The sequence below is a fragment of the Vibrio sp. 1978 genome (genome assembly GCF_033344345.1).
Window position 1 is genome coordinate 1 of sequence record NZ_JAWPOP010001027.1, and the last position, 518, is coordinate 518.

1 protein-coding gene is annotated in these 518 nt (G+C 46.3%); it reads right to left on the minus strand.

Going from position 1 to position 518, the window contains the following annotated elements; genetic code table 11:
* Window positions 1–479: hypothetical protein (locus R8N49_RS30470; protein ID WP_318190870.1), on the minus strand; the 479-nt coding region annotated here is incomplete at its 3' end.
* Window positions 480–518: the final 39 nt, after the last annotated feature.

Consider the following 518-nt stretch of genomic DNA (forward strand, 5'->3'; position numbering starts at 1 on the left):
GCAGTGAAGAGGTTGCCATCGACCACTAACCCTTCTGGTAGCGCTTTCAGTGGCGTTCGGATCACACTCAAAGCGCCTTTTACTCGCAGTCTTGCCGGAAGTGTTTTTAACGGAGTATCGGTCAGGTTCAAATACCCACCCAGCGTTACCCCTTTGGGCCAGCTTTCAATCTTACTACCAAGTAAGTTAGCGTAACCTTTGATTTTTACGCCCGACTTGATTGTTTTCAGGGCGCTATTTTTCGCGTCTAAGCTGCCACCAACGTCTAAGCCCTTAGGCAGCTGAGTAATTGGCGTTTGGGAAATGTCCACATTCCCTTTTATGACCAAGCCAGATGGGAGTTCAGTGTATGGCTTGTTTCGAAGATCTAGATTGCCATAGTTGTCGATGTGGCCAAATTTGGAATAGTAATCGAGCTCGTAAGCACTAGGAGACGAGCTAAATGCAATTAACGCGAGGGCGAAAGGGATGAAACGCATAACGATTACTTTCCAATAAAAACGACAAAAGCATAACCT